This is a genomic window from Flavobacterium sp. KACC 22758 (assembly GCF_028736135.1).
GTDB lineage: Bacteria > Bacteroidota > Bacteroidia > Flavobacteriales > Flavobacteriaceae > Flavobacterium > Flavobacterium johnsoniae.
Window position 1 is genome coordinate 762033 of record NZ_CP117878.1, and the last position, 23779, is coordinate 785811.

At 33.3% G+C, this 23779-nt stretch carries 27 protein-coding genes; 17 read left to right on the plus strand and 10 right to left on the minus strand.

Annotation, left to right across the window (positions count from 1 at the left end; genetic code table 11):
• Positions 1-67: 67 nt before the first annotated feature.
• From cyoE to PQ462_RS03325, 8 genes are all read left to right on the plus strand, one after another.
• Positions 68-970: a heme o synthase gene (gene cyoE / locus PQ462_RS03290; RefSeq protein ID WP_044047593.1), complete on the plus strand. Its 903-nt coding sequence runs from the start codon at positions 68-70 to the stop codon at positions 968-970.
• A gap of 2 nt (positions 971-972) precedes the next feature.
• Positions 973-1560, plus strand: a complete 588-nt coding sequence (locus PQ462_RS03295) for a cytochrome c oxidase subunit 3 (RefSeq protein WP_012023735.1) — start codon at positions 973-975, stop codon at positions 1558-1560.
• A 42-nt stretch (positions 1561-1602) separates the two neighbouring features.
• Complete coding sequence (locus PQ462_RS03300; protein WP_274252346.1) at positions 1603-2589, plus strand: cytochrome c oxidase subunit 3; 987 nt, start codon at positions 1603-1605, stop codon at positions 2587-2589.
• An 18-nt stretch (positions 2590-2607) separates the two neighbouring features.
• Positions 2608-2958 carry a cytochrome C oxidase subunit IV family protein gene (locus PQ462_RS03305; protein WP_012023737.1) on the plus strand — a complete coding sequence of 117 codons (351 nt, stop codon included), beginning with the start codon at positions 2608-2610 and terminating at the stop codon, positions 2956-2958.
• Between the two features lie 78 nt (positions 2959-3036).
• A complete protein-coding gene (locus PQ462_RS03310; RefSeq protein WP_012023738.1) occupies positions 3037-3693 on the plus strand; it encodes a hypothetical protein in 657 nt (218 codons plus the stop codon).
• Positions 3694-3705: 12 nt separating this feature from the next.
• Entirely contained in the window at positions 3706-4392 is a 687-nt protein-coding gene (locus PQ462_RS03315) for an SCO family protein (protein WP_073407882.1), read from the plus strand.
• A 2-nt stretch (positions 4393-4394) separates the two neighbouring features.
• Positions 4395-4937: a DUF420 domain-containing protein gene (locus PQ462_RS03320; RefSeq protein ID WP_012023740.1), complete on the plus strand. Its 543-nt coding sequence runs from the start codon at positions 4395-4397 to the stop codon at positions 4935-4937.
• Between the two features lie 37 nt (positions 4938-4974).
• Positions 4975-5199 (plus strand): hypothetical protein, encoded by a 225-nt coding sequence (locus PQ462_RS03325; protein WP_443135208.1) that lies wholly within the window; start codon positions 4975-4977, stop codon positions 5197-5199.
• Positions 5200-5215: 16 nt separating this feature from the next.
• Here the strand turns inward: PQ462_RS03325 and PQ462_RS03330 are convergent, their stop codons facing one another.
• Complete coding sequence (locus PQ462_RS03330; protein ID WP_274252348.1) at positions 5216-6622, minus strand: DUF4403 family protein; 1407 nt, start codon at positions 6620-6622, stop codon at positions 5216-5218.
• Positions 6623-6800: 178 nt separating this feature from the next.
• Between PQ462_RS03330 and PQ462_RS03335 the strand changes: the two genes are divergently transcribed.
• From PQ462_RS03335 to tsaB, 7 genes are all read left to right on the plus strand, one after another.
• Complete coding sequence (locus tag PQ462_RS03335; RefSeq protein WP_012023743.1) at positions 6801-7502, plus strand: ABC transporter ATP-binding protein; 702 nt, start codon at positions 6801-6803, stop codon at positions 7500-7502.
• Entirely contained in the window at positions 7495-8739 is a 1245-nt protein-coding gene (locus PQ462_RS03340; RefSeq protein WP_012023744.1) for an ABC transporter permease, read from the plus strand. The genes PQ462_RS03335 and PQ462_RS03340 overlap by 8 nt, the downstream gene beginning before the upstream one ends.
• A 2-nt stretch (positions 8740-8741) precedes the next feature.
• On the plus strand, positions 8742-10007 hold the full coding sequence (locus tag PQ462_RS03345; protein ID WP_274252349.1) for an ABC transporter permease: 1266 nt from the start codon (positions 8742-8744) through the stop codon (positions 10005-10007).
• A gap of 40 nt (positions 10008-10047) precedes the next feature.
• Positions 10048-11163, plus strand: coding sequence for an efflux RND transporter periplasmic adaptor subunit (locus PQ462_RS03350; protein ID WP_274252350.1), 1116 nt, complete (start codon positions 10048-10050; stop codon positions 11161-11163).
• A gap of 77 nt (positions 11164-11240) precedes the next feature.
• Complete coding sequence (locus tag PQ462_RS03355) at positions 11241-12626, plus strand: TolC family protein (protein WP_274252351.1); 1386 nt, start codon at positions 11241-11243, stop codon at positions 12624-12626.
• 6 nt (positions 12627-12632) lie between these two features.
• Entirely contained in the window at positions 12633-13922 is a 1290-nt protein-coding gene (locus PQ462_RS03360) for an efflux RND transporter periplasmic adaptor subunit (protein WP_274252353.1), read from the plus strand.
• A gap of 76 nt (positions 13923-13998) precedes the next feature.
• A complete protein-coding gene (gene tsaB, locus PQ462_RS03365; protein ID WP_274252355.1) occupies positions 13999-14670 on the plus strand; it encodes a tRNA (adenosine(37)-N6)-threonylcarbamoyltransferase complex dimerization subunit type 1 TsaB in 672 nt (223 codons plus the stop codon).
• Positions 14671-14677: 7 nt separating this feature from the next.
• On the opposite strand, the gene PQ462_RS03370 is transcribed toward tsaB, so the two are convergent.
• The 3 genes from PQ462_RS03370 to PQ462_RS03380 form a co-directional block, all read right to left on the minus strand.
• Positions 14678-15490, minus strand: coding sequence for a mechanosensitive ion channel family protein (locus PQ462_RS03370; protein ID WP_012023750.1), 813 nt, complete (start codon positions 15488-15490; stop codon positions 14678-14680).
• Positions 15491-15576: 86 nt separating this feature from the next.
• Positions 15577-15852: a hypothetical protein gene (locus PQ462_RS03375; RefSeq protein ID WP_274252356.1), complete on the minus strand. Its 276-nt coding sequence runs from the start codon at positions 15850-15852 to the stop codon at positions 15577-15579.
• A 384-nt stretch (positions 15853-16236) separates the two neighbouring features.
• Positions 16237-17136, minus strand: a complete 900-nt coding sequence (locus tag PQ462_RS03380) for a NifU family protein (protein WP_012023752.1) — start codon at positions 17134-17136, stop codon at positions 16237-16239.
• A 143-nt stretch (positions 17137-17279) separates the two neighbouring features.
• Between PQ462_RS03380 and PQ462_RS03385 the strand changes: the two genes are divergently transcribed.
• Both PQ462_RS03385 and PQ462_RS03390 read left to right on the plus strand, forming a co-directional pair.
• Complete coding sequence (locus PQ462_RS03385; protein ID WP_012023753.1) at positions 17280-18269, plus strand: PorP/SprF family type IX secretion system membrane protein; 990 nt, start codon at positions 17280-17282, stop codon at positions 18267-18269.
• 8 nt (positions 18270-18277) lie between these two features.
• Positions 18278-18796, plus strand: coding sequence for a gamma carbonic anhydrase family protein (locus tag PQ462_RS03390; RefSeq protein WP_274252357.1), 519 nt, complete (start codon positions 18278-18280; stop codon positions 18794-18796).
• 81 nt (positions 18797-18877) lie between these two features.
• Here PQ462_RS03390 and PQ462_RS03395 read toward each other — a convergent pair whose 3' ends face one another.
• The 6 genes from PQ462_RS03395 to PQ462_RS03420 form a co-directional block, all read right to left on the minus strand.
• Positions 18878-19594 (minus strand): LytR/AlgR family response regulator transcription factor, encoded by a 717-nt coding sequence (locus PQ462_RS03395; RefSeq protein ID WP_274252359.1) that lies wholly within the window; start codon positions 19592-19594, stop codon positions 18878-18880.
• A gap of 101 nt (positions 19595-19695) precedes the next feature.
• Positions 19696-20406: a dioxygenase family protein gene (locus PQ462_RS03400; protein WP_274252360.1), complete on the minus strand. Its 711-nt coding sequence runs from the start codon at positions 20404-20406 to the stop codon at positions 19696-19698.
• Between the two features lie 12 nt (positions 20407-20418).
• The gene (locus tag PQ462_RS03405) at positions 20419-21528 is read right to left on the minus strand and encodes a sensor histidine kinase (protein WP_149205511.1); all 1110 of its coding nucleotides are present in this window, start codon (positions 21526-21528) and stop codon (positions 20419-20421) included.
• Complete coding sequence (locus tag PQ462_RS03410) at positions 21528-21860, minus strand: DUF4907 domain-containing protein (RefSeq protein ID WP_274252361.1); 333 nt, start codon at positions 21858-21860, stop codon at positions 21528-21530. The genes PQ462_RS03405 and PQ462_RS03410 overlap by 1 nt, the downstream gene beginning before the upstream one ends.
• On the minus strand, positions 21850-22857 hold the full coding sequence (locus PQ462_RS03415) for a Kelch repeat-containing protein (RefSeq protein WP_274252362.1): 1008 nt from the start codon (positions 22855-22857) through the stop codon (positions 21850-21852). The genes PQ462_RS03410 and PQ462_RS03415 overlap by 11 nt, the downstream gene beginning before the upstream one ends.
• 17 nt (positions 22858-22874) lie before the next feature.
• Entirely contained in the window at positions 22875-23657 is a 783-nt protein-coding gene (locus PQ462_RS03420; RefSeq protein WP_274252363.1) for a DUF6268 family outer membrane beta-barrel protein, read from the minus strand.
• Between the last annotated feature and the right edge of the window lie 122 nt (positions 23658-23779).

Genomic DNA, 23779 nt, shown 5'->3' on the forward strand with positions numbered 1-23779 from the left:
GGTCTCAATTCTACAATCTAATTTGTACATTTGCAGCACTCAAAAAAAATATACAAAGACTACGGTATTGAACGCTGCTAAAAATACATTATCAATAAAATCAATATTTCTGGATTTCAAAGAGATTACTAAAGCTGGTTTGGCTATTAGTGTTTTGTTCTCTTCGATAGCAGGATATTTGTTAGGAGTTAATGACGAACATCCTTTTAAATGGAGTGTTTTAATTGTTTTAGCAATTGGCGGCTATTGTATGGTTGGAGCATCTAATGCTTATAATCAGGTAATCGAGAAAGATATCGATTCATTAATGGATCGAACAAAAAATCGCCCTGTTGCTTCTGGGCGTATGTCAAAAGTAACAGCCTTAATAGTGGCAAGCCTGCTTACTATAATTGGTATTGTTCTTTTGTATACAATCAATGCTAAGTCAGCAATGTTTGCTGCAATTTCAATATTTTTATATACCAGTATATATACACCTTTAAAAACCGTAACTTCATTGTCAGTTTTTGTTGGTGCTTTTCCAGGTGCAATTCCTTTTATGTTAGGATGGGTTGCGGCGACAGGAGAATTTGGTATTGAAGCCGGAACGCTTTTTTTAATTCAGTTTTTCTGGCAGTTTCCTCATTTTTGGTCTATTGGATGGTTCTTATATGACGATTATGCAAAAGCAGGAATCTTTATGCTTCCAACCGGAAATAAAGACAGAAAAACTGCTTTGCAGGTTATTTTATATACGATTTGGTTAATAATAGCGTCGTTGTTGCCGGTTTTAGGGTATACAGGACAGTTGTTTATTTCGCCGGTCGCAGCAGTTTTAGTGTTTTTATTAGGTTTGTGGATGCTGTTTTATGCAGTTCGTTTGTACCAGCTGCGAACACCAAAAGCAGCCAGAACATTAATGTTAGTGAGTGTATCGTACATTTCATTACTGCAGATTGTGTTTATAGTAGATAAATTTTTAAGATAGTTATGGAAATGACATTAACAACAAGTGATGAGCAGGTAAGAAAATCAAAATCGGCAAAGCTGATTTTGTTGTTCGCAATGGTTAGTATGACCATGATGTTTGCTGGACTTACGAGTGCATTTGTAGTAAGTAAATCAAGAGCAGACTGGCTGCAGAATTTTCAAATACCAAGTGCTTTTTATTTTAGTACAGCTGTAATTATAGGGTGCAGCATCACCTTTTTTCTGGCGAAAAAAGCAATCCAGAACGGCAATAGAACTTCTACTACGGCGTTTCTTTTAGGAACATTGGTTTTGGGTGTTTTATTTGTTGTATTACAGTTTAGAGGTTTTGGACAAATTATAGAAAGTGGTTATTATATGACAGGTCAGGGCAGCTCGATTACTACAACTTTCCTTTATGTAATCGCGCTTATGCACTTATTGCACCTTGCAGGCGGGCTTATTTCACTTTTAATTATAATTTATAATCATTTTAAACAAAAATACAATCCGAGTCAAACTCTTGGAATAGAACTAGGTGCGATGTATTGGCACTTTTTAGACCTATTGTGGGTATTATTATTTTTATTTTTATATTTCTTTAAATAAGAAAAAAACGTAAATTTGGGAACTTTTTAACGAATATCTTTTATGGAAGCGACAGTTACTACTGCAAATAACGACAAAAAAACTTGGGGAGGCGGTCATGAAATCCAGCCGTTAGGATCAAGTTATGGTAAAATGATGATGTGGTTTTTTATCGTATCGGATGCCTTAACATTTTCTGGATTCTTAGGGGCTTATGGTTTTTCTAGATTTAAATTTATTGAAACTTGGCCATTGGCTGATGAAGTGTTTACTCACTTTCCTTTTATGCATGGTGTTTCGGCTCCTATGTATTATGTAGCCTTAATGACTTTTATCTTGATTTTCTCATCTGTAACAATGGTATTAGCTGTTGATGCAGGTCATCAATTAAAGAAAACAAAAGTTGCTATTTACATGTTCTTAACTATTATTGGAGGTTTAATTTTCGTAGGCTCACAAGCTTGGGAGTGGAAAAACTTCATTAAAGGAGAATATGGTGCAGTTGAAACACATGGTGGAAGTTTATTGCAGTTTGTTAAAGCAGATGGAACAAGAGTTGCTCTTGCAGATTTCGCAGTAAAATTACCAGAACAAAGAGAAGCTTTAACAAGAAGCAAAACTACTTGGTTCATGGAAGATGCTCAATCTTTGCCAACTTATTCTGTAGCAGAAATTCAGGCAGGATTTAAAGCGCATCCAGATTTATTGGTAAGAACAGAAACTCTTACTAAAGATAAAAAGAAAACAGTTTTGTCAAGACAAGAGTCTGAGACTCGTTTGGCAGAAGCTAAATATGTTGTAGAAGGTGCAAACTTAATTAGAAACGAATACGGTAATAAATTATTTGCTGATTTCTTCTTCTTCATCACAGGATTCCACGGATTCCACGTATTTTCTGGAGTTATCATTAATATCATTATTTTCTTTAATGTATTATTAGGAACTTACGAGAAAAGAAGAAGCTACGAAATGGTAGAGAAAGTTGGTTTATACTGGCACTTCGTAGATTTAGTTTGGGTATTTGTATTTACAGTTTTCTACCTAGTTTAATTTTAGAATTTAATTATTATGTCACACGAGCACGTATCAAATACAAAAAGAATCTGGTTTGTTTTCGCATTACTTTCAGTAGTAACTACAGTAGAAGTTATTTTAGGTATCTACAAACCAAAATCATTAGAGTTTACACATTTTATCGGTTTGAATTTGTTAAACTGGATATTCTATATCCTTACAGTATTCAAAGCTTATTATATTGTATGGGCATTTATGCACATGGAAGGTGAAAAAAGCAGCCTTAGATGGTCTGTTGTATCGCCAGTTATTTTCCTAGTATTATATTTATTGTTCATCCTGTTAACAGAAGGACACTATATTTATGGGGTTTTTAAAGATTCTACTATTAAATGGAATTTTTAACATGATATTAATTCGAAAAGAAGCTCCGTTTAACGGAGCTTTTTTTATTTTTGTACCTCAATAACTTCCGTTAAAACAATGAAAAAAAATATAGTTCTTTTTGTGCTTTTTGTTTTACCAATTGTAGCCTATTTGTTTTTTGCTTCAGGTGTAAATAGTTTTACAAAACTTCCCATAATTACTCCAAAAATTGCCGACTTTGGAAACTGGAAATCTCTCGACGGCAAGAAAGTCTCTCTTGATAAGAAAATTACGGTTTTAGGTTTTTCTGGTTCTGATATTTTAAGCAGCAGAGGAAACTACTTTAATCTTAATGAAAAAATCTACAAACGTTATCATGGTTTCGAAGATCTTCAGTTTGTTGTAGTTTGTCCGCTTGGTACAGAAAAAGAAGCTCAAAAACTGGTTGATGCATTAAAACCTTTTACAGATGTTTCTGGATGGAATTTTGTTTTTGCTTCTCCAGAAGAAATACAAGCATTTTACAATCAATTGCAGTTAAAAGGAAAACTAGATGATAAACTTGGGACTTCTAATGTTTTTATTGTAGATAAAGAACGAAATTTAAGAGGGCGTAAAGGAGAAAGTAAAGACAAAAAAGATGAATATAAAGAAGGATATGATACTTTTCATCCGTCTGAGCTGAGTAATGAAATGCTGGATGACTTTAAAATCATTTTGTATGAATACCGTGCTGCTCTTAAAAAGAACCATAATGCCACAAAACAACTTTAAAACTTACGAATAATGTTCAAAAATAAATCTTACATCGGGATTTCGTTTATTATTTTGATTTTCGGAATCTATGCAGTGCCAAAAATTGTTGATAGAATTAAAAATGGTGATGTTGTAAAAGGAAATCGATTAGATAATGTAGGTTCTAAAAGTTCTAAAGATGCAAAATTATTAACGATTGGTCCGGCTCCAAAATTTGAATTAACAAATCAGGATAACGTTAAAATATCTAATGAAACGTACAAAGGAAAAGTATATGTTTTAGAATTTTTCTTTACAACCTGCCCATCAATCTGTCCAAAGATGAATATGAGTATGCTTGAAATTGAAAAAACATTTTTTGGTAACCCAAATTTTGGTATTGTTTCAATTACAATTGATCCGGTTCATGATACACCTCAGGTTTTAAAAGACCATGCAAAACTATTAGGCGTAAAATCTGCTTCATGGAATTTCCTGACAGGAGACAAAGCAACTATTATGGATTTGTCAAACAAAGGATTTAATCTATATGCCGGCGAAAATTCAAAAGTAAGCGGAGGTTTTGAACATTCAGGATTATTTGCTTTAATTGATAAAGACGGAAATATTCGCTGTAGAAAAGATGAATTTGGGAATCCAAATATCTACTATGACGGTTTAGATAAAAAAGGAGTTAGAGATATTCAACAAGACATTAAAATACTATTAGAAGAATAAAAATGGAAGATCATTCATTAGAAAAAAAATACAATAAATTTATTGTTGCGGTTTCAATTATTATCCCGGTTGTTGTAGCAATCCTTTTTGGAATTAAATTAAAAGATTTCGGAATTAACGTTGAACCGCTTTCATTTCTGCCTCCAATTTATGCAACTACAAATGGTATTACAGCCATTGTTTTAGTTTGGGCTGTAATTGCTGTTAAAAACGGAAAACTTAAATTACACGAACGATTAATGACTTTTGCGATTGCGTTGTCTGTAGCGTTTTTAGTAATGTACGTTGCGTATCACATGACGTCAGATTCGACTAAATTTGGCGGTGAAGGAATTATACGTTATGTATATTTCTTTATTTTATTAACTCATATTTTATTGTCTATTGCGATTATCCCATTAGTATTGATTACTTATGTTAGGGCACTTGCGCAAAGATTCGACAGACACAAAAAAATAGCTAAAATTACTTTTCCGCTTTGGTTATATGTTGCGGTTACAGGAGTTGTAGTTTATTTAATGATTTCTCCTTACTATGTATACTAAAAATAAAATATCAAATTTTCAAACTCCAAATTCCAAATTGAAAAAATTGGTTTTTGGAATTTGTCTGTTCTTAGTTGGAATTGCAGCAAACGCTCAGTGTGCAATGTGCCGCGCCGCGCTTGCAGGAGATTCAAACGTAAAAAAAGCAGAAGCAGTAAACGATGGAATCGTTTTTTTAATGATAATCCCGTATTTACTTGTAGCAATAATAGGGTATCTAATTTATAGAATGTACCAATCGAAAAAGAAAAAGGCAGAATAATTATTCTGCCTTTTTTTTATTTTAATCCGTTTACAGAAACATTTACAGTTCCGTTTATTTTGATAAAAGCTATAATTGCCTGATTGGTTAACTGAATTTTATCAAACTGAATATCTTCCATTTTTCCGTTTACAAAAACACCAGGCATTGGCGAATAATTTTTAAGATAAGATGCCATGCTTTTTTTGCCTTCTTCTAAATTAGGCTGGATAGAATAGCGGCAGCTTTCTTCCATTTTTCTTAAAACATAACCTTGTGCAAGCCAGTTTGCAGTGCGCATTAATTTGCTTTTAGTATCAAGAACATAGTCGAGTTTGTCAAAATAAATTTCTTTTGTCTGCGCATTATACTGCGGAATCCCGTTTAAATACAATGTTCCGTTTATAGATCCTAAAACATCAAGAGCAATAATCATTTTTTCGTTTTTATGCCAGATTGAAACATTTTTTACGGTCACTTTTTTACTTCCTGATCCAAATTCCTGTCCGGCAAAATTCTTAGTCATAATTTTAGAAGCATCGACATAACTGGAAATTGCTGCAATATTGGCGGAAATCTGATTTGGGATTTTAGTAACTGGTTTCAAAACAATTTTGCTGGCATTAAACTTAGATTCCGGTTGTTTGCCTACAATGGTTTCCATGTTGCATTTCATTCCCATTTCAAGTAAGAATGAATCATTTTTGAGCTTTGCATTTGTTGAATAAATTTCAACAGGAACAATTCTCAGCCAGCTTTCATAAGTATCGCTCATTTGAAACGGCGTGCAGATTTTTTCTAAAGCTGATAAAACATTCGGTTTAAAATCCATTGATTTTTCAATTGCTTCATCAATTTTATGTTCCAGTTTTGATTTGAAAATTGAAATTGCCGGATTAATCAAATACGTAATCGGCATGTTTTTCCCAAAAACCGTCATTGTCGGGCTTTCGCTCCAGTCTAAAGATTTAAATTCTGTTTTAGTGTTTAATTTCCAATTGGTTAAAGCTACATCGCTGGATAATGTAATAACTCCGTTTAAGTTAAACTCGCGGGTATCGTAAAGTTCAACCCCAAGTTTTTTTGTACCAATTCGGTATTTAATATTGGCTTTTAAAGGGAGAATCGTTTTGATCTTTTTATCTGGATTAGCCGGATCGTTTTGGATTTTTATGGGTCCCTGTTTCCAGATTTTCATTTGAATATCGTCATCTTCAATGTCGTTATCCTCATAAATCAATCCGTTTAAAATTGCATTGGTTTGATTCTCAATATCATTTAATTTAACTGTAATAGGCAGATTAATAAATGACGGGCTTGCGTCGTAAACTAAAGGACTTGCATCATCTGGTTCTGGCTTAAGTGTTTCCAGTTTTTGTGTTGTTGAACAGCTTAAAAACACCGCAGCTACTGCAAACATTGAGATTTTTGAAAAAAACTTCATAATTATGATTTTTTTAAAGTCAAGCAAAATTAAGAAAACAATTAAATTATTCTCATAAAGTGTAACATTTGATAATAACCACCGTCTTATTTAAAAACTATGATAAAATTATTAACGTTTTGTTATCATAATTTACTTATAAAAAATATTATTATTGTTTTAAAAATTTAACAATATCATGATCGAAATCAAAGATTTGCACAAATCCTATAAAATGGGAAGTTCGGAGCTGCATGTGTTGAAAGGAATAAATTTTAATATTGCCGAAGGTGAATTAGTAGCCATTATGGGATCATCGGGATCTGGAAAATCTACGCTTCTTAACATTTTAGGAATTCTTGACGAGGCCGACTCTGGTAGTTATATTTTAGACAAAACCCCAATTAAAAAACTGAACGAAACTTTAGCTTCAAAATACAGAAACAAATTTCTGGGTTTTGTTTTTCAGTCTTTCAATTTAATAAATTATAAATCTGCATTAGACAACGTTGCAATGCCTTTGTATTATCAAGGTGTAAAGAGAAAAGAACGTTATGAAATTGCAATGAAATATCTTGAAAAAGTAGGTCTAGGATCGCATTCTCATCACTTGCCCAACGAACTTTCTGGAGGACAAAAACAACGTGTGGCAATTGCAAGAGCATTGGCATCTAATCCCAAAGTTTTGCTTGCCGATGAGCCTACAGGAGCCTTAGATACTAAAACTTCTTATGAGGTTATGGAGTTAATTCAAGGAATTAATGACGAAGGCAAAACGATTTTAATCGTAACACACGAACCTGATATTGCCGCAATGTGCAAAAGAAATGTGGTCCTGAAAGACGGATTAATTATCGATGATAAATTAGTAGAACAAGTTAGAGCTTCATCTTATGTTTAATATTGAGCGCTGGCAGGAAATATTTGAAGCCATTTCTAAAAACCGACTGCGAACGTTTCTAACGGGAATTTCGGTAGCATCGGGGATTTTTATTTTGGTGATTTTGCTTGGAGCAGGAAAAGGGCTTCAAAATGGTATTGAAAAACAATTTGAAAGAGACGCTGCCGGAATTATCGAAGTCTGGTCTGGTACAACTACAAAAGAATATAAAGGATTGAATCCAGGAAGACAGGTTCAGTTTCGAAATAGTGATTACAATCAGTCTACTCAAAAATTTGAAGATAAATTAGATTTAAGAGCCTCAACACAAAATTATTGGGGGCAATCTTTTTCTTATGGAAAAGAATCAGGAAGTTATCAGTTTAGGGGTGTAGATCCTGATTATGGCGGCATCGAAAACCTGACAATAGTTCAGGGACGTTATGTAAATAGTAAAGATTTGCAGAACAACGAAAAGGTTGCGGTTATTGGAATGAAATTAAAAAATGATTTGCTTAAAGATAAAGATGCGATAGGCGAAGAAATCTTAATTAACAATATCAGTTTTAAAGTCATTGGCGTTTTTACAGATCCGGGAGGAGAAAGAGAAGAAACCAGAGCATACCTGCCTTTAACAACTGTACAGAGGACTTTTGGAGGCGGAGATAAAATCAGCAATTTGTTTTTTACTTTAAAAAAGACAAGTAATTATGATGAAGCTTTGGCACAATCAGAAAAATTTACACAGGATTTAAAAGATCTATTAAAGAGCAAAAATATGGTTGCGCCTGATGATGATGGCGGAGTAGGAGTTTATAATTCTGTTAAAGATGCAAAGCAGTTTTATGATTTAAATCTTTACATCAGGCTGTTTTTCTGGTGGGTTGGTATTTGTACCATTATTGCCGGAGTTGTTGGTGTAAGTAACATCATGCTGATTATCGTAAAAGAAAGAACAAAAGAAATTGGAATTCGTAAAGCTTTAGGAGCTTCTCCGTTTTCGATTATTGCTATGATACTTCACGAATCAATTTTTATTACCACTATTGCCGGATTTGTCGGGCTTTTGGCAAGTCTGCTGTTATTAGAATTTGTTGGGCCGATGGTTCAGAGTGAATATTTTAGAAATCCGGAAGTAGATTTCAGCGTGGCATTAACAACACTATTTTTACTTGTGTTTGCAGGTGCTCTGGCGGGATTTTTCCCGGCATACAGAGCAGCCAAAATTAAACCTATTGTAGCACTTAGAGACGAATAATTATGTTTAAAAAAGATAATTGGGACGAGATTTTACAGGCCTTAACGGCTAACCCATTCAGAACTATTCTGACGGCTTTTGGTGTTTTTTGGGGAATTTTCATTTTGGTCATATTACTTGCAGCTGGTAATGGTCTGGAAAACGGTATTAAAAAAGGTTTTGATGGTATTGCCACAAACACTATGTTTATGTGGAGCCAGACAACATCAAAAGCTTATAAAGGACTTCCAAAAACCCGTCGTTACGATTTTAGAAACAGCGATGTTACGGCATTAAAAGCAGCAATACCAGATTTATTATATGTTTCGCCAAGAAATCAATTGGGCGATTTTAACGGAACAAATAACGTAGTTCGAGGTACAAAAACTTCGGCTTTTACGATTTATGGAGATTATCCTGAGCTGATTAAACAACAGCCAATGGATATTATAAAAGGACGTTTTGTAAATCAGCAGGATATTCTGGAAAAACGAAAAGTTGCTGTAATTGGTAAAGGAGTTATCAGCGAATTATATGGAAAAGAAGAAGAAGCTGTCGGCACTTATATTAAAATCAACGGTATAAATTTTATGGTTGTCGGGGTTTACAAATCCAAACAACAGGGCGGAAATGCAGAACAGGAACAAAAAAATATTTTTATTCCGTTTACCACTTTTCAGCAGGCGTTTAATTATGGCGATAAAGTAGGATGGATGGCGCTTACAGCTAGAGATGAAACTTCGATAACAGAATTGAAACCAAAGATTTTAGAAATCATAAAAGCACTGCATTCTGTAAATCCTACAGATGACAGAGCGGTTGGAAATTTCGACTTGTACGAACAGTTCAATAAAGTACAGAGTTTATTTAATATTCTAAAAATCATTGCTTACTTCGTAGGAACATTAGTTTTGATTTCCGGAGTAATCGGAATTTCAAACATTATGCTGATTGTAGTAAAAGAGCGTACCAAAGAAATTGGAATTAGAAGAGCTTTGGGAGCGACACCAGCTGCAATTAGAGGACAGATTTTATCTGAATCTATTTTCTTAACAATCATTTCAGGAATGTTAGGAATTGCTGTAGCAACCGGAATCATTGCGATTTTAAATATGGTATTGGACTCAATGCCGCCAGGAAACGATACCATGTTTGCCAATCCAAGTGTTGATTTGGGAGTTGTATTTGTAGCCTTAATAATATTAGTAGGATCAGGTTTGCTGGCAGGATTTATTCCGGCGCAGACCGCAATTAATGTGAAGCCTGTAGACGCTTTGCGAACAGAATAAATTATCAATCAAAAAAATAATCGATTAAACCGAAAACAAAATGAAAAAAGGAGTAACCGTAACCATTTTAATTTTAATTGCTGTAGTGTTTTTTGGCGCACTTTACTATTTGTATGCGAAGAATCAGGAATCACCAATTGTTTTTAAAACGGAGAAAGCAGAAATCAAAACAATAGTAAAAAATACAATTGCTACTGGTAACATTCAGCCTGATGAAGAGGTACTAATCAAACCGAACATTTCAGGTATTATTGAGCAGGTTTATATTAAAGCCGGAGAAAAAATCAAAGCCGGTGATATGATTGCTAAAATTAGAGTTGTAGCCAATGTATCTAATGTAAGCAGTACTCAAAATCAAGTACAAACTGCTAAAATTGCTTTAGACAATCAGGAGAAAATCTATCAAAGACAAAAAACACTTTTTGAAAAAGATGTAATTTCTGCCAATGATTTTGATGCAGCTCAATTAGCTTATAAACAAGCCAAACAAAACTATGCATCAGCATTACAAAGTTTAGATATTGTAAAAACAGGAACAACTTCGTCGTTAGGAAGTTATGCGAATACTTTGATTCGTTCTACAGTAAACGGAATGGTTTTACAGGTTCCGGTAAAAGTAGGAAATCAGGTTATTGAAAGTAATAACTTTAATGAAGGAACTACAATAGCAAGCGTTGCCGATGTGGGAAGAATGATTTTTATTGGAAAAATTGACGAATCTGAAGTGGGTAAAATCAAAGAAAAAATGCCAATTGAAATTACTGTAGGTGCTATCGAAAACAAAAAATTTGAAGCAGTTCTTACTGATATTGCACCAAAAGGAGTTACAGAAAACGGAGCAATTCAGTTTGAAATAAAAGCTAGATTAGAAAATAGAGACGAAACATTTATTAGAGCCGGATTAAGTGCAAATGCTTCTATTATTCTTGAAAAAGCCGAGAAAGTTATGGCAATAAAAGAATCATTAGTGCAGTTTGACAAAAAAACTCAAAAACCCTATGTAGAAGTTGAAACAACACCTCAGAAATTTGAAAGAAGAGATTTAGTTTTAGGTGTAAGCGACGGAATCTACGTTCAGGTAAAAAGCGGGATCAAAAACACAGATAAAATTAAAATCTGGAATCAGGGTTTGATCGATGAAAAAGAGAAAAAATAATTGAAATCGTAAAGAGTTTTTTGGTTTTAAAAAATGTTAAATTTGTGCAGCATCGACTGCGCCATCAATCAAAATATATGAAAATAAATAAATATAATAGTCTTGTTTTTGCCATGCTGTTCGGTTTTGGATTATCGGGCCAGGCACAAGCAAAACAATGGACTTTAGAAGAATGTGTGAGATACGCATTAGATAACAATATCACGATTAAGCTGTCTGAACTTGATGTAAAAACAGCAGATATTGATAAAAGAGGTGCTTTGGGAAGTTATCTGCCAACAGTAAACGGAAATGCTTCACACTCTTGGAATATTGGTTTGAACGTTAACCCGGTTACCAACATTGCAACTACGCAGACTACACAGTATTCTTCATTAGGAGTAAATGCCAATGTTGATATTTACAAAGGTCTGCAAAATCAAAATGCATATAGAAGAGCTTCACTTGCTATTGTAGCATCAAAATATCAATTGTTGAAAATGCAGGAAGATATTTCTCTGAATGTAGCCAACGCTTTTCTGCAGATTTTATCTAATAAAGAAAATTTAAAAGTAAGAATAGAACAATTAGCTATTGACGAAAAACGTCTTGCACGTTCTGAGGAAATGGTTAATGCCGGAACAATTCCGCGTGGTGATTTATTTGATTTAAAAGCAACTGTTGCAACAGATAAACAAAATATTACAGTTTCTGAAAACAATTTACTAATTTCAAAATTGAGTTTAGCGCAGCTTTTACAATTAAAAGAGTTTGCTGATTTTGATGTAGTAGATGATACAAATGCCAAAGATGAAAACAATATCATGGCACAATCGCCAATTGATATTTACAATAAAGCAAAAGAAATTAGAACGGAATTAAAATTAGCACAGACTAATCTGGAAATTGCCGAGAAAAATGTTTCAATTGCAAAAGGAGCTTATCAGCCAACTTTAAGAGGATTCTATTCTTTCAGCACAAGTGCAAGTTACAGTGACCGACTAATTGGAGCTGATGCAGCAGGAAATCCAATTTACGTTGGTCCAGATCCCGTTTTAACTCAGTTTAGTGATAATAAAGGACACAATTTTGGATTTCAGTTAAGTGTGCCAATCTTTAATGGTTTTTCTGCCAGAAATAATGTTGAAAGAAACAAAGTAAGTTTAGAAAAATCTAAAATAGATTTGGAACAAAAAAGCTTAGATTTGCAACGTAACGTTTATACTGCTTTTACAGATGCAAAAGGTGCTTTAAATACCTATGAATCTGCAACAGTTTCTTTAGAAGCAAGACAGCAGGCCTATAATTATGCTAAAGAAAAGTACGATGTTGGTTTAATGAATTCATTTGATTTTACACAAGCGCAAACTTTGCTTACAAATGCACAATCAGACGTTATTAGAACGAAATACGATTACATGTTTAAAATTAAAATACTTGAATTCTATTTCGGAATTCCAATTGTTCCAGTTATTACAAAATAATTTATTATGTCAAAAAAAACAGTTTACTTCTCAGTTGGCGGGGCATTAGTTCTAATTGCATTATTAGTAAGTCTTTCTAAGGCAGGAGTAATAGGAAATAAAGATGAAGGAAAAGAAGTTGAAGTTTCTAAAGTAACAGCTTCTACAATCGTTGAAACTGTTTCGGCTACCGGAAAAATCCAGCCGGAAATAGAAGTAAAACTTTCATCAATGGTTTCTGGTGAAATTATTGCGTTAAATGTAAAAGAAGGCCAGGTTGTAAAAAAAGGTGATTTATTAGTAAAAATAAACCCTGATTTATATACTTCAGGACTAGAAAGATCTGTAGCAAATTTATCTGGAACAAAAGCCGGATTAGTACAATCTGAAGCCAGTTTTAAAGAAGCTAAAGCCAATTACGAACGTAATAAAACATTATACGACAAAGGAGTGATTTCAAAGTCAGACTGGGATAAAGCTGTTTCGACATACGAAGTTGCCAAAGCAACAAAACAAAATGCATATTACAATGTTCAAAGTGCTTCGGCATCTGTAACAGAAGCCAGAGATAATTTAGGACGCACCACAATTTATGCTCCTGCCGATGGTACTATTTCAGTATTGAATGTAGAATTAGGAGAGCGTGTTTTAGGAACACAGCAAATGGCCGGAACAGAACTTTTAAGAGTTGCCAATCTTAACAACATGGAAGTTGAAGTTGATGTTAATGAAAATGATATCGTAAAAATTAAAATTGGAGACGAAGCAAATGTTGAAGTTGATGCTTACCTAAAAAAGAAATTTAAAGGAGTAGTAACCAGTATTTCTAATTCTGCCAGCACTACCTTAACATCAGATCAGGTTACAAACTTTAAAGTTAAAGTTCGTATTTTAAAAGAATCATATCAGGATTTATTAGAAGGAAAGCCAGATGCATATTCGCCTTTTAGACCTGGAATGACAGCTACAGTAGATATTATTACAACAACTAAAAACAATGTTTTGGCAGTGCCAATTAGTTCTGTAGTTGTAAAATCTGATACAACAGCTGTTAAAGATTTTAAAGTTGACGATCCAAATGAGAAAAAAACAACTCCAAAAAGCGATAAAAAATTTGAGTGTGTTTTTGTAAAAGTAGGTGACAAAGCCAAAATCAGAATTATTAAAACCGGAATTCAGGATGATACTAATATCGAAGTAATGTCTGGATTAAAATCTGGAGATGTAGTAATTACTGGGCCTTACACAACCGTTTCTAAAGAACTAAATTCTGGAGATAAAGTTAAACTTAAAAAAGCTGACGCTCCTAAAAAATAAATAAGATATATTTGTCAGGCTGAGCAGAATCAAGTTTTCTCTCAGCCTGAAATAATTAATTTTAAAATCATACACATTGTCTTTTATTCTCAATATCGAAACAGCAACCAAAAATTGTTCAGTATCAATTGCAAAAAATGGAGAAACTATTCTTTGTAAAGAAATTGCAGAAGAAGGATATTCGCACGCCGAAAAACTTCATGTTTTTATTGAAGAAGTTATTGCAGAATCCGGAGTTTCAATTCAGGATTTAAATGCAGTTGCAGTAAGCCAGGGGCCAGGTTCTTATACCGGGTTACGAATTGGAGTTTCGGCAGCAAAAGGATTGTGTTATGCATTAAATATTCCTTTAATAGCGGTAGATACTTTGCAGACTCTGGCCTCTAAAGCTAAAATCTCTGAAGGAAAAATTGTTCCGATGCTTGATGCCAGAAGAATGGAAGTTTACAGCGAAATTTTTAATGCAGATTTAGAAGTAGAAAGAACAATTCAGGCAGAAATTATTACAGAAGATTCTTTTGCATCATATAAAGAAACACTTTATTTCGTGGGAGATTGTGCCGAGAAATGCAAGCCTGTTTTGACTAAAGATAACTTTGTGTTTTTAGAAGAAATCAAATATCCTTCGGCAAACGAAATGAGTAAAATCAGTTACGATAAGTATCAAAAAAGCGACACCGTTGATGTCGCTTACTTTGAACCTTATTATTTAAAAGATTTTATGATGACACTGCCTAAAAAGCAGTAATCCATTTTTATTTTTGAAGTGTAAAAGGCTGAACAGAAATTCCTGCCTGATCTAAAGCTGTTTTACAATCTTCGAGCGTTTCAGAAAAAACAGCTCCATAATTAGCATTCTTCGCCCACGGACGCACTGCAAAATCTACAGAACTTGCCGATAAATTTTTAACAAAAACTTCCGGAGCAGGCTTTTGAAGCACTTTTGGATTTTTATTTAAAACCTCCAAAAGAATATCTTTTGCCTTCTTAATATCAGAATCATAAGAAACTGAAAAAGTTAAATCAGCTCTTCTTTCTCCCTGCATAGAGTAATTAATAATTGTTCCGTTTGACAAAGCTCCATTTGGAACAAAAACAGTTTGATTGTTTCCGGTAAGCATTTTGGTAACAAAAATTTGAATTTCCAGCACCGTTGCTATAACACCTTGAGCCTCGATCGTATCGCCAACTTTAAAAGGCTTAAAAACGATAATTAACATACCGCCGGCAAAATTAGAAAGTGATCCCTGCAGTGATAAACCAACTGCAAGACCCATAGCTCCTAAAATGGCTACGAATGAAGAAGTTTCGATTCCGAGGTTTGAAATAAAGGTTACAAACAATAAAATTCGTAAAGCCCATAGTAAAATATCAGCAAGAAATTTGGTTAATGTTGGATCCAGATTTCTCTTTTCCATTATTTTTCTAATAATTCTGTTGATGAATTTTATGGCATATAAACCAACAAATAAAACTAGAAATGCTGAGATTAATTTTGGCGAATAATCAATTAAAAGATTAATAAATTTCGCCGCGTAACTGCTTAATTGTTCAGGATTGATGTACATTATTTTAATTAAAAAAACCTTCTCAATAGAGAAGGTGTATTGATTGCTGCAAATATAAAATAATTATCTTTTAATTCAGAAGCTGCTTATTTTTCTGACTCTTCAGAATCAAAATCAGTTACAGCATCTTCGCTTACGTCTACAACGGTTTCGGGAACAAGTTCATAATCAGAATTGGTGTTTTCTGACAGTACTTCTTTTATAGAATCAAATACATCGCTGATTAAATCGGCAGCATTTTCAAGTATAGGTTCTGCGGCGTCTTTAATTTCTTCAACAGTAGTTTCTGACTGTATAGCAAAATCGGTAGTTTTTTCTTTTGCAGAGCCAAATAAATTGGTAAAAAATGAAGTTAATCCCATGGTTTTGATTTGGTTGGTTTAGAATACAATATTAATTGTTTTTCGAGAATTACAATTAAATTTTAGAATAATTAATTGATAACGAATTAGTTTGGTTTAATTTTAAACACATAGAAACAAAAGTCTCCAGCGGAGCATAATATTTATAGGATAATTTATTTCCATGCATGAAAAGCTCCAGAGGAGCGGCATATTTTATATAATATATGTTTCGCTCCTCTGGAGCTTGAAATCACGGGTACATAATTGCTGTAAATATTATGCTGCGCTGGAGCATTTATTGCTAAATAGTCTTGATGTCTCTATGTGTTAATACCTTTCAATAATTATTCCTAAATAAAAAAGCGCCTCGATTGAGACGCTTTCTATAATGTATTAAATGTTTTATGCATTCAAAGCTTCAACTTTAATAGCTTCATCATTCAGCATACTTTTCAGCATATTTTCGATTCCGCTTTTTAAAGTAAATGTTGATGAAGGACAACCGCTGCAAGCTCCTTGTAAAATCACTTTTACAGTTTTGTCATCTTCATTATAAGAATCAAAAGCAATATTTCCTCCATCAGCCGCAACTGCGGGTTTTACATATTCTTCTAATATGTTGATAATCTGCTGAGAAGTTACGTCCAGCTTGTCAAAAGCTTCGTCTTTTGTAACATCATTTTTTGTTGCAGTCTGAATTAAGCTTTCATCTAAAACAGTTCCTCCGTTTTCAATAAATTGTTTGATGAATGTTCTTAATTCTAAGGTAATTTCCTGCCAGTCGTTGATTTCGTATTTGGTTACAGAAATATAATTTTCATCAATAAATACTTCTTTTACATAAGGAAATTTAAATAATTCCTGTGCCAATGGAGAAGAAGCAGTCTGATCGATATTTTTGTATTCAACCGCATTTCTGGTCAACATTCTGCTTACTACAAATTTTAAAGCAGCAGGGTTTGGAGTTGTTTCTCCATAAACTGTAATAGGCTGTTTTTTAGCCTTATTTTCGTCAACTTTTATAATAACGCCGCCTTTGTCTACAAATGATGTAATTTGTTCTGCAACGGCATCTTTTACATCGTCCCAGTCTACAATGCTGTATCTTTCGATTGCAATGAAGTTTCCTGAAATATAAACTGTTTTTACAAACGGAAGATAGAACAATTGCTGTGCTAAAGGTGATGCTTGTGCTTCGTCAATATTTTTAAATTCAAAGCTTTGATTTTGAGTGATAAAATCTTCAAATTCGAACTTTAATATCGTTGGATTTTGAGTTTCTTTTATAGTGATTTTTGTCATGGCAGTAATTTTTTGCAAATTTACTAAAGTTATTTTCTACTTATGGCTATATTTGGTTTTTTAATAAAATAATTAAGACTCTTTTCAAATAATTCGTACGAAATTAGTAAGAGCACAAAAATTATATAAACTAACTAACCATCATGAAATTAAAAATCAAGTTTTTATTTGTTTTTTTAATTACTTCGTTCTTTACCTATTCACAAGAAGGAATTCCTGTTTATTCAGATTACTTATCGGATAACTACTACTTGATTCACCCTTCAATGGCGGGTGCCGCTAACTGTGCAAAAATTAGGTTAACAGCAAGAAAACAATGGTTTGGTCAGGAAGATGCGCCGTCGCTTCAGACTTTAAGTTTTAACGGAAGAGTAGGAGAGCGTTCTGGTGCCGGAATTATTGTTTTTAACGATAAAAACGGTTACCATTCAGAAAAAGGAGTAAAACTTACGTATGCACACCATATTATGTTTTCGAGAGACGAACTCGATTTGAATCAGCTTTCTTTTGGTATCAGCGGGGGATTGATTCAGAATCAGTTAGATGAAACTAAATTCGGAAATGTTTTCGATCCTATTGTTTTTGGTTCCATTCAAAAAGATTCTTATTTTAATTTAGATATTGGAGCATCGTATAATTTTCTTGATTTTTATGCACATGCCACGGTTCAGGGAGTTCTTGAAACAAGAAGAGAGCTGTATACAGATTATGAAAGTGACAATTTGAGAAAATTTCTTTTTAGTGCCGGATATGTGTTTGGAAAAAGAGATAAAATTACCTGGGAACCTTCTATCTTATTTCAATATTTTGATCAGACCAAGCAAAAATCTATCGACTTGAATTTAAAAGCGTACAAGAATATGGATTTTGGAAGTTTGTGGGCTGCATTATCGTATAGAAGAAGTTTTGATGGAGCACAGTATAGTTCAGGGAGCGGTGTTTCGTCTCAAAAATTGCAATACATTACGCCAATAGTAGGCGTTAATTTTAAAAACTTTATGTTTGCTTATACTTATTCTCAAGTTACGGGAGATGTAAAATTTGATACTGGCGGTTATCACCAGATTACTTTAGGAATTAATTTATTTTGCAGAAAAGAGCGTTACGATTGTAATTGCCCTGCAGTTAATTAAAATTTGTTATGATTATTAAATCTGTAAACCGAAAAGCACCTTCTATACCAGAAGATTGTTATGTTGCTGAAAATGCAACAATTGTCGGCGATGTTTCTTTTGGTGATTCTTGCAGCGTGTGGTTTAATGCTGTGGTTCGCGGAGATGTTCACTTTATTAAAATAGGAAACAAAGTAAACATTCAGGATGGAGCCGTAATTCATTGCACTTACCAAAAACATCCAACTATTATAGGAAATAATGTTTCAATTGGTCATAATGCGATTGTACACGGATGCACGATTCATGACAATGTATTAGTAGGAATGGGCGCTATTGTAATGGATAACTGCGTTGTTGAAAGTAATTCGATTATTGCAGCCGGAGCAGTTTTAACTCAAAATACGGTTGTTCCTTCGGGGACTATTTTTGCAGGTGTTCCAGCTAAAAAAGTAAAAGACATTGACCAATCTGATTTTGCAGGTGAAATCGAACGTATTTCGAACAATTATGTAATGTATTCTGGATGGTTTAAAAACGAAGAATAAAATACAAATTCCAATAGTATTAATGCTTTATTGGAATTTGGTCCCGATAGCTATCGGGATTATTTTGGAGTTTTTATAAACTTATAAATTGATTTTCTCGAAGAAAGCATTTTTATAGCTTTCACTTATTGGAATTCGTTTGTCGCTGATTAAAACTTTATTTTTTTGAATCGATTTTACATGTTTTATATTGATGATGTAAGATCTGTGGATTCGCGAAAATCCTTTATTCGAAAGCAGATTTTCCAGTTTTATTAAGCTGATTAAAGTCAGTGTAAATTTATTATCTGTAGTGTATATTTTTACGTAATCTTTTAAACCTTCGATAAATAAAATATCTGAAAAATTCATTTTTACATTTTCGTATTCAGCTCTAACAAACATAAAATCCTGTTCAACTTCTGGAGTCGGAACATTTTCTGAAACGGCCTGAACAGGAGCAGCGGGATTATTAATTTGCTGCGCTCGAACAACCGATTTTAAAAAGCGGTGAAACGGAATTGGTTTTACTAAATAATCAACAGCACCAAGATTAAAACCTTCTACAGCATAATCAGAATAAGCAGTTGTAAAGATTACTAAAGGCTTTTTTTCGATAGTGTTTATAAACTCAATTCCAGAAAAATGAGGCATTTGAATGTCCAGAAAAATCAAATCAATATTGTTCTGATTGATAAATGAAACGGCATCAATAGCGTTATTAAAAGTATTGACTAATTCGAGTGAATCTACTTTTTTGACAAAATCTTCTAATAGTTCAACTGCTAAAGGTTCATCATCTATAATTACACATTTCATTTGTTGGAAATTAAGTTTTAAATTGTTTTGGCAGTCAAAAGTAGTTTTAAACCAGTAAATTAAGTTTTAAAATTATCATAAAATACTGGTTGTTTCTAAAATTAACCGTTTACCGTAATGGTTTTGGTTAAAGTATATCCGTCAGTTAAATTTCCAGTCAGCGTTGCCAATTCGCTTGAAAGACTGTCTGAGAAAACATTATCTTTTGTGTTCGAAGTATCAGCTTGGCCATGAGAAGCATAATTAGTGCTCGAATATACTTCGCTGGAAATGTTTTCAGGAAAAGCAATCTGAGTTACTAATAAAGACGAACCACTGCCTGACAAAACTTCAACATGTACATGAGGTGCTCTGCCTTGATACCAGCCTGGGTAAATAGATATAAATGAAACTTCACCGCTTGCATTTGTAGTTTGTCTTCCTCTTAAAAAATGAACCGAGGTATAATCTGTCTGCTGCATTTGTGTACCGCCGTATTCAGAATAATTTCCGTCTTTGTCACAATGCCATACATCGACTAAAACATTAGAAAGAGGCGCACAATCATTGTTTTTATTTTCAATTTTTAAATTGATAAGAAGCGCAACTCCCACGCGGTCTGATTTTATATTTTCTAAAACCAGCTGACTTGGTGTTTTGATAGGAAATGGACCTTTTGTTTCTGCGGGAGAAACAACACAGCTTCCGTCTCCAGACGAGTTTGTGTCTGAGTCATCATTGTCGCTTGTAGAACAGGATTCTAATAATTTAGAAGCACCGGCCAAAGCGGTAATGCCTAAAAGACCATTTCGGATAAATTTTTTTCTGTCCATAATCACATTTGTTTAATTTACTGCGGTTTGAATTTTATCTAATTTTAGACTTAAATGCACTCGGTAAAATTGATTATCCTGGTTAATAGTTAGTTCGTGTGCGTTTGGATAAAGTAAATCAAGTCGGTTTTGAATGTTTACCAGTCCAATTCCTGAATTGTCAGGATCTTTTACATAATTTTCAATCGTATTTTCAATCCAGAAATCAAGATCATTTTCAGAAATGAAAATTTTGATCTTAACATGCGCGGCGCCCTTATAGTCAGTTCCGTACTTAAAAGCATTTTCAACAAAAGATATCAATAGCAATGGTTCGATAAATTTGTTTTTAGTATCGCCATGTACATTTATATAAATGTCTTCGATGTTGTTAAGCCGCAGTTTTTGTAAATCAATATAATTCTGGATATAATTGATTTCTTTTTCTAAAGCCACCGTTTTATTATCTGTTTCATACAGCATATAGCGCATTAGTTCAGACAATGTCACGATGGCATCAGGGACCAAATCAGATTTCTTGTGCGCCAGAGAATAAATACTGTTTAATGAATTGAATAAAAAATGCGGATTGGTTTGTTTACGCAGGTATATTAATTCGGTACTCGTTCTGTGTGTTTCGGCGATTAATTTATTTTGCTGATTATTATAGAACTCTGTCAGGGTTCTGATAATGGCACTTATTGTAAGGATTAAAATGTAAAAAAATGAAGGACCGATTTTAAAAAACAACGGCTGTCTCATTTCTACTCTAAAATGTTTTCCTTCTGGTAAAAAATGAGGATCTCTGGGGATCATTCTTGCCGGAGCAATATTATCTGGTCTTAAATGTCTAAATTCAGGAATAAAATAATTTATTCTAATGACCATAAAAATGACAATAATACCCAATGCAAATACAAAATACTGCCAGTATTTTTTTTGTAAAAGCAAAGCAGGAACCAAATAAAAATAGTTCAAATAAAACAGTAAAATACCGCTTATCCATTGTGCATAAAAATCATTATTGATCCTAAATGGACTTTCGTAAAACTGAATTAAAGAAGTCAGGATAAAGAAAAGCCAAATCATAAAATGGAATAAGATTTTATTTGAATTCGTATTTTTAATGGTATCTATCGTCATTATAATTTTATTTTTAATAAAATTAATTCATTTTTGGTTACCGATGGGGATAAGTTTTGTTTGAGTTTTGAAACAACTAAACCAGCGGTTTTTAAAGCATCTTCTTGTGTTGAAAAACTTTTGTTTTCATTTATAACCGGGATAATCGACTGCTTAATAATGATTTTTTCTTTGTAAGAAATCGAATACCCCCAGCCGGTATCAGTTTTAAATGTTTCGGTTTTTAGTACTTCTTTTTTAGTACAGGAAACAATTGATAAAACAAGAAACAAAAGCAGTAAATTCTTCTGGATTTTACTCCAGAAGAATTGTGTAATAGTATTAATTGTCATCGTCACTTTGTTCGTCTTGCGGTTTAAATTCCCAAACATCATCAAAGTAAGATGAACCTACTCTTCCTAATAAATAGAACCCGCGATTGTTAATTGCAAAACCAACTGCATCGGTTCTTGTAGCACCTTCCATAGCCGTTCTCTCTGTCCAAAGGTCTGTAGAAGGGTTGTATTCCCAGGCAGTTTTAATATTTTCACCACCTACAACATATCCTAATCCATTCATTGAGAAACCAGAAGCATTTGATCTGGTAATTGCATAGTCATCATTCCAAGAGTAATCATCATCTGTATCTTTATCAATATCTCTTTTTCTTGTCCAGGTATTAGCAGCCGGGTCAAACTCCCAAAAATCTTCCTGATATACACCATTGTTTATTCCTGTAACCAGATAAGCTTTGTCTGAAATTACAAATACAGTTGCATTACGTCTTTTATTACCGCCAAATCCATTTACAAGAGTCCATGTATTTGCTGTATCATCATACTGATAGAAATCTTTAAGATAATTTCCGTCATAACCGGTTCCAAAGAAAGCTTTGCCAGCTGCCTGAAAACCTACTGCACCATAACGTGCTGTTCCTTCAAAATCAGCTTTTTGAGTCCAGCTGTTGTTTGACGGATCGTATTGATAAAAGTCTTTTAATCTGTTAGTTCCGTCATAACCAAGACCAATATAACCTTTTCCGTTTAGTGTAAAAGCAGAAGCAGAACTTCTTCCAATACCTGTAAAATTGGCTTTTTGTTCCCAATAATCCCCATTTGAATCATAAACCCAAAGGTCTTTTAAATATTCATCTCCCGTGTAGCCTGTTGCTACATAAGCATAATCTCCAATTACAAAACTTGTCGCACTAGATCTTGCCGGACCGTCAAACGCTGATTTTTTAATCCAGTTTCCTACCAAATCATCATCGTCATTATCGTTGCTGCAGCTTACAAAAAACAGGCCCGAAAACAGGGCGGCGAATAATATTCCTTTTTTTAAATTATTCATAGTGTTTAAAATTTATTTTATTGTTTGTATTTGATCCCTATTCCTAAAACATATCCATTGCCAATATTATAATCATGAACGATATGGTCTTTACTGTCAGTAAGTTTATATTTTTTGTCAAAATTATATCCGGCTTTGAAATTCAAAAACCAGTTTTTTTCGACATTTCTTTCATATTCAAATGATGTCGTCATTTGCGAAAGAACTGCTTTTACAGCATTGTTATTTATATTGTTCTGAACATCTAAATTGTAAAAGTTTCCATTAAAACTATTGTTCAGGCTAAACTTGTTTCGGATGTTATTTGAATATGAAATTTTTGAATCTGGAAAACCAACCAGCAAATTTGCATTTTCGTTTATTTTATAATTTAATGAAGCTACAGGCAGGAATTTCGGATTACCAAAAATTGCCGTTCTGGAGGCTCCTATGTTTAAAGTCGTTTTTGAATTCAGCTGTCTGCTGATTTCAAAACTTCCTAAAAGCGACAAATCAGAAAAATCTAAATTGTGCTGGAAATTTGCTGTTGGCGTAAGCGAAAAAATTAGTTTTACAGCATTTAGTATTTCATGAGAAAATTCAAACTTATCCTGTATCTGACGTAACTGGTCTATACTTTTAAAGCTGTCTTTATCGTAACTCAAATTCAAATTAGTATACGATAATGTATTCTTTATACTGCTTTTAGAACTTATTGTTCGGCTAAAAAATACTCCCGCATTTGTTTCATTAAAATCAACTTTATCAGTAGGTTCTGTTTTTAAATCTACATTAACCGAAAACTTTTCCTGAGCTTTCATACTTAATATTGACATTAAAAAAACGGAACAAATTATAAACCTTATTTTCATTGCTTATTTATTGGCTCAAAAGTAGGCTGACGAAGGTTTTAAAAAAAAGAAGATATATGTATGACGCTTTT